The 4728-nt window shown below is 51.3% G+C and carries 5 protein-coding genes; 2 read left to right on the forward strand and 3 right to left on the reverse strand.

Translation table 11 applies throughout. The features are described from left to right. Window positions 1-424: 424 nt before the first annotated feature. Window positions 425-1642: a trans-acting enoyl reductase family protein gene (locus ABYT30_RS15750; RefSeq protein ID WP_373083040.1), complete on the forward strand. Its 1218-nt coding sequence runs from the start codon at window positions 425-427 to the stop codon at window positions 1640-1642. A 203-nt stretch (window positions 1643-1845) separates the two neighbouring features. Beyond that, window positions 1846-2175: a rhodanese-like domain-containing protein gene (locus tag ABYT30_RS15755; protein ID WP_373083038.1), complete on the forward strand. Its 330-nt coding sequence runs from the start codon at window positions 1846-1848 to the stop codon at window positions 2173-2175. A gap of 63 nt (window positions 2176-2238) precedes the next feature. Here the strand turns inward: ABYT30_RS15755 and ABYT30_RS15760 are convergent, their stop codons facing one another. The 3 genes from ABYT30_RS15760 to ABYT30_RS15770 form a co-directional block, all read right to left on the reverse strand. Further along, window positions 2239-2619 (reverse strand): STAS/SEC14 domain-containing protein, encoded by a 381-nt coding sequence (locus ABYT30_RS15760; protein ID WP_373083037.1) that lies wholly within the window; start codon window positions 2617-2619, stop codon window positions 2239-2241. Window positions 2620-2735: 116 nt separating this feature from the next. After that, window positions 2736-3023 (reverse strand): YheV family putative zinc ribbon protein, encoded by a 288-nt coding sequence (locus ABYT30_RS15765; RefSeq protein WP_373083036.1) that lies wholly within the window; start codon window positions 3021-3023, stop codon window positions 2736-2738. A gap of 4 nt (window positions 3024-3027) precedes the next feature. Continuing rightward, window positions 3028-4728: M3 family metallopeptidase (locus ABYT30_RS15770; RefSeq protein ID WP_373097445.1), on the reverse strand; the 1701-nt coding region annotated here is incomplete at its 5' end.

Here is a 4728-nt window from a genome sequence, read left to right on the forward strand (position 1 = left end):
CGTAATACTCGGCCACCGCACGGAGTTCGGAGTTTGAACCAACGATCAGGTCAACCGGTGTAGCCGTCCATTTGATTTCGCCAGTCTCACGATTTTTCGCTTCGTAAATTCCGTTCTCACCCTCTGACTTAGCCCACACAGTGGACATATCCACCAGATTCACGAAAAAGTCATTTGCATTTAAATATCTCCTTCTTTTTTACCTGAACAAGCCGCACTTTCAGACCCGAAGCTCCGTAAACCGCCTCACCACAGATATAGGGATAGTGGATATAAACGGAAATGTATTAACAGCGCTTATTACCGCCATTCCCATAAGCAATGTTGACAGTGAACAAATAGTGCTAAGCTCTGGTCCAGCAAATCACCTCGAGGCCCGCGCTAGCGGCTCTCGCTCTATTAACAACACGCGTGGGAAGAGAACATGGCTGAATCTAAATACGATATCGTGGTCTTCGGTGCCAGTAGCTTTGTCGGCGAAATACTCTGCAACTATCTCGCTGGGTGTAAAGAGGAACCGGCACTGCACTGGGCCATTGCCGGGCGCTCAGCAAGTAAGCTCGAAGCGGTTAAAGCCAAAATCGGCAAGGCCGACCTCGACATCATTATTGCCGACGCCAGCGACGAAACTGCGCTGCGTGCGCTATGCGCCCAGACCAACGTCGTTACCACCACAGTCGGTCCCTATGCTTTATACGGCGAATCACTGGTTAAAATCTGCGCCGAAACCGGCACCGATTACTGCGACCTCACCGGTGAAGTGCAGTGGATTCGGCAAATGGTTGAGCGCTATGACAGCACCGCCAAAGCCTCTGGCGCGCGCATCGTCAATTGCTGTGGCTTTGACTCAATTCCCTCAGACCTCGGCGTGTTCTATACCCAGCAACAAAGCCAAGAATTGTTTGGCGAGAACTGCGACAAAGTTCAAATGCGAGTGAAAGCGGCCAAAGGCGGCTTGTCTGGCGGTACCTTCGCCAGCCTGATCAATGTCATGAAAGAAGCGGCCGGCAATCCCGCGCTGCGCAAAGAAATGGCCGACCCGTATTCGCTGTGCCCCGGCGAGACCAACAAAGCCCGCCAGCTTAATCCGGGCCTCGCCCAGTTTGATCCAGTTTCCAACAGCTGGACGATTCCCTTCATTATGGCGGCAATCAATACCCGGGTTGTGCAACGCTCTAATTTTTTGCTGAAACAGCCTTACGCAAAACCCTTCCTGTATGACGAGTCCATGCAAGTCGGTGACGGCCTTGGTGGCCGCCTGCGCGCTGCCGCCATGGGTGGCGGGCTCGCAGGCTTCATGGTCACCGCTAGCCTTAAACCCGGGCGCTGGGTACTAGAACGCGTCCTGCCTTCGCCCGGTGAAGGCCCCAGCCCAGAAGACCAAGCAAGTGGCTATTTTGACCTCCGCTTTTACGGCAGCACACCAAAGGGTAAAACCCTTGTATGCAAAGTCACGGGCGACCGCGACCCCGGCTATGGATCAACCGCCAAAATGCTCGGCCAAGCCAGTATTTGCCTTGCCCGGGACATCGACAAGACGGAAGTCAGTGGCGGTCTGCTTACCCCCGCCAGCTGCTATGGCGATGCCTTGATCGAGCGCCTTAAAGCGTATTCAGGTCTCAGTTTTAGCGTTATTGAATAAGACGAGCTAAGTATTTCTCACTCATTAACTCGCGGCCCCATCACACCTAATGTGGTGGGGCTTAGCCTACCGAAAAACGGCTTTATAGCTTGCCCTTTAAGGATTCGTTTTAGAATATATCCGACGACTATCTGGCCATTGTAATGACCAAGATATTTACGCCAAATATAATCGATTAATAAACTCCGTTTAAGGCGATAATCATGAGCTTGAAAATATTTACTAACGCCTCTCTGCTGCTAATCATGATGTTGTCCAGCGCTATAACGCACGCTGAGGCAACATGGATTGATGTGCGCAGCGAGTTGGAGCATCGTATCGACCGCATTGAGGGTGACGTGAGAATTTCACACTCCGAGATTGTTCAACAGGCGAGTAAATTGTTTCCGGATAAGGACACGGAAATTAAACTGTATTGCCTGAGCGGAGGGCGGGCAGGAAAGGCGATGTCTGCCCTACAGGAGGCCGGATATAGCAATGTTTCTAATGCCGGCGGCATTCGTGATGCGCGCAAGCAGCGGGGCCTAGAATGATCGACCATACTTATCTGACTACGCTGCTATGTTTTTCTAAATTTTAAAACAGGGCCGGAATTTTTAGCCAAAGGTTCCGGCGTCTCTTTCACTCACCCAGAGTAGTGCTTCGTCTTTTTGCAGGGGAATGAAGTGTTCAATTTCAATATTCGGGAATACCCGTTTAACTAGCTCGGTACCGCGATTAAACCAACGCGGTTCACCAACAATTGCCGTGCGTGTAAGGCGATTCATATACTCGCTTAAAAATTTAAACTCCTTAAACAGACCCCGTATAGTAAAACCGTCGAAATGCTCCAGCTCAATCATAACGCCTAAATACTCTTCGGTGGCGAGCTTACGCTCAACCTCCGCGAGGATCGTTTCTATATCGGTGTGATTTACCCTGCCGGATACCCTGACACCCACAACATGGGTAAAGGGAAGGGGTAACAACTCCAGCATTTCTAGTCCTCCATAATTTAATTACTGCAAGTATAGGCTCATTGCCGGGAAATGCGTTCCCTAACATGTGACTTTTACCGCTTATACTTGACCACAGTTTTACAGTAAAACTGTGGTCAGTGATCTTTCCGGACTTTGCCGTCACGGGGATCAATCAGCGAGACCACATGAATCTCATCCTCATGGGCCAGTGCCGGCTCACCAATACGCGGGCTATTCACCCGCGTGGCTGGCTCTTCGATTTTTCCGGTATCGTCGCGAATCGATTCTTTAAAACCGCAGCGCACACACTCGCGAATTTGTTCTAAGTCCGACACGCGATACATCACGGTCTTATCCATTTCTGCACATTTTGGGCAGACCGCACCAGCAATGAATCGACGCTGATTAAATACAGTAGCCATGTGATTACGCTCCTTTATCGCCAGTAATGCCCGCATGTCGCAAGAGCGCGGCATTGGCTGGCGCCCGGCCCCGGAAATTTTTAAACAATACCGCCGCCTCTTCGGAGCCGCCGCGCTCCAATATTTCGCGGCGGAATTTTTCGCCGACCTCGGGATTCATTACGCCACGCTCCTCAAACAGTGAAAACGCATCCGCAGACAAGACTTCGGCCCACTTATAACTGTAATAGCCTGCGGCATAACCACCGGCAAAAATGTGGGAGAAACTATTTTGGAAACGATTAAATTCTGGTGGCTGGGTCACGGCCACCTGCTTGCGGATTCGATTAAGCACCGCATCAATTTCTTTCTCTGCCTGAATTTCAGGCTGCATGTGCAGGCTAAAATCAAATAGTGAGAACTCGATCTGTCGCAGCATTTGCATCCCGGACTGGAAATTTTTAGCCGCCAAAAGTTTATCGAGCATGTCGGACGGCAGCGCCTCGCCACTTTGGTAGTGCGCAGAGATATCCGGAATAACCGATTTTTCCCAACACCAATTTTCTAAGAACTGGCTAGGCAATTCCACCGCGTCCCAAGCCACTCCGCTAATCCCAGACACGCTCAAGCAGTCGATTTGGGTGAGCATGTGATGCAGGCCATGACCAAATTCGTGGAATAGGGTAGTCACTTCATTATGCGTGAGTAGCGAGGGGCGATCACTGGTCGGCGGCGAAAAATTACACACTAAAAATGCGACCGGCTGTTGAACTGCGCCATCATCCAACACGCGGCGACCACGGGCATTGGCCATCCAAGCGCCACCGCGCTTATTGTTACGGGCGTATAGATCTAAATAGAAATGCGCCAACACCTCACCACCGCGTGAGATGCGATAGCACTGACCGTCTTCATGCCAAAGGTCGACGCCCTCGACCGGTGCGATGTCGATATCAAAAAGTTGACCCGTGATTTTGAATAGGCCGCTAATGACTTTTTCAACTGGGAAGTAAGGCCGCAAATCTTCTTGGGAAATCGCAAACGAAGCTTCTTTTAATTTTTCACTAAAATAAGGCACATCCCAGGCTTGTAGCTCAGCGACACCAAGGCTGGCTGCGAAGACCTTCAGCTCGGCGTATTCACGCTCAGCCATTGGCTTGCTGGCAACCGCCAGCTCCTCTAAAAATTCTATTACCTGCGCATTGGACTCCGCCATTTTACTGGCTAGCGAATACGCCGCGTAATTTTCGAAGCCGAGCAGTTTTGCCTGCTCTTGGCGCAACTGAAGAATTTCCAACATTAGTGGGCCGTTATCCCACTTGCCACCGTGGGGACCAAGTGCCGAGGCGCGGGTCACGTAAGCCTGATACAGTTCTTCACGCAGCTGGCGGTTATCGGCGTACTGCATTATGGGCAAGTAGCTGGGGATATCTAGACTCAAGCGATAGCCGCTATGGCCTTTTGCTGTTGCCGCTTCGCGCAAATTATCCAATACCGTGGCCGGCACGCCAGCTAAGTCTTCAGTAGATTCGATCAGCTTTTCCCAGCCGTCAGTGGCATCCAAAACATTATTTGAGAACGCGGTCGACAGTTCACTCAGACGCTGGGCGATGGCCGAGAAACGCTTTGCTTCGTCGCCCTCTAACGCCACCCCCGACAGGGTAAAGTCACGCAACATATGACGAACCGCCTGCTTACGTGGACCGCTCAAACTGGCAAACTCGGC

The organism is Zhongshania sp. (assembly GCF_041623545.1).
GTDB lineage: Bacteria > Pseudomonadota > Gammaproteobacteria > Pseudomonadales > Spongiibacteraceae > Spongiibacter.

Coding starts and splice junctions, on each gene's coding strand:
- ABYT30_RS15750 (WP_373083040.1), top strand. CDS start 425: ATGGCTGAATCTAAATACGATATCGTGGTCTTCGGTGCCAGTAGCTTT.
- ABYT30_RS15755 (WP_373083038.1), top strand. CDS start 1,846: ATGAGCTTGAAAATATTTACTAACGCCTCTCTGCTGCTAATCATGATG.
- ABYT30_RS15760 (WP_373083037.1), bottom strand. CDS start 2,619: ATGCTGGAGTTGTTACCCCTTCCCTTTACCCATGTTGTGGGTGTCAGG.
- ABYT30_RS15765 (WP_373083036.1), bottom strand. CDS start 3,023: ATGGCTACTGTATTTAATCAGCGTCGATTCATTGCTGGTGCGGTCTGC.